Raw genomic sequence first — 782 nt, forward strand, 5'->3', positions numbered from 1 at the left:
CCTATGACGATGTCATTTTATCCGTTTCGTGCGAGCTTACTTTTTATGTTGTGACCAAATCACGCATTCTCTCTCCATTTTCCTTTTCTCCTTCTTTGCTGCTTCTCGCTCTCTACATTACCTCTCGCACAGTTACTCCTCTTCTTTTCTCCTATTCCATCCTTTCCCTTCACTCTCTCCCCTTTCTTCCTTCTCTCACCCCTCTCGCTCTTTCTCTTTTTCACCTCTTCTCCTTCCTCCTCCTTCTCCTTTTTTTATCTCTTTTTTCTCCCTTTCCTTCAACCCACACCTTCCTTCCCCTCTTCTTTTTCTTCCTCTTTTCTTCCCCCTCCTTCCTCCCTCTTTTCCCCTTTTTCCCCTTCCCCCCTTTCTCTCTCCCTCTCTCTTTTTTCCCTCTTTCCCTCTCTTCCCCTCTCTCTTTTCTTCCCCCCCTCCCTTTTTCCCTTCCCTTCCCCTCCCCCTTTCCCCCCTTTCCTCCCCCCTATACGCGTCCCGGCAACCCCTCTTCTCGTTTCTCTCAAACCCCCCCCCGATTCCCCTATTGCCTCCCTTCCCCTCCCCTCCCCTCTCTCCCCCTCCCCCCCCCTACCTCCCTCCTATTCCTCCGTTTTCCCCTTTTCCTCTCTCTTTCTCTTCACTTCATCCCCCCCACTATTTCTTTCTTCCTTCCTCCCCTTTCCCATTTTTCTCTCTCCTTTTCCTTTTTCCCCCTCTCCTTTTTTACACCCCCTCTTTTTTTTTTCTTTTTTCCCCCCCTTTTTCTCTCTTCTCCCCTTCCCTTT

General features: G+C 49.9%; 3 protein-coding genes. All 3 read right to left on the minus strand.

Annotation, left to right across the window (positions count from 1 at the left end):
* Positions 1–59: 59 nt before the first annotated feature.
* Positions 60–224 carry a hypothetical protein gene (locus tag BGL48_RS16265; RefSeq protein WP_176719664.1) on the minus strand — a complete coding sequence of 55 codons (165 nt, stop codon included), beginning with the start codon at positions 222–224 and terminating at the stop codon, positions 60–62.
* A gap of 54 nt (positions 225–278) precedes the next feature.
* A complete protein-coding gene (locus tag BGL48_RS11410) occupies positions 279–521 on the minus strand; it encodes a hypothetical protein (RefSeq protein ID WP_069362755.1) in 243 nt (80 codons plus the stop codon).
* A gap of 75 nt (positions 522–596) precedes the next feature.
* A partial coding sequence (locus BGL48_RS16270; RefSeq protein WP_176719665.1) for a hypothetical protein occupies positions 597–782 on the minus strand: 186 nt, incomplete at its 5' end.

Source organism: Salinivibrio sp. SS3 (genome assembly GCF_001722105.1).
Classification (GTDB): domain Bacteria; phylum Pseudomonadota; class Gammaproteobacteria; order Enterobacterales; family Vibrionaceae; genus Salinivibrio; species Salinivibrio kushneri.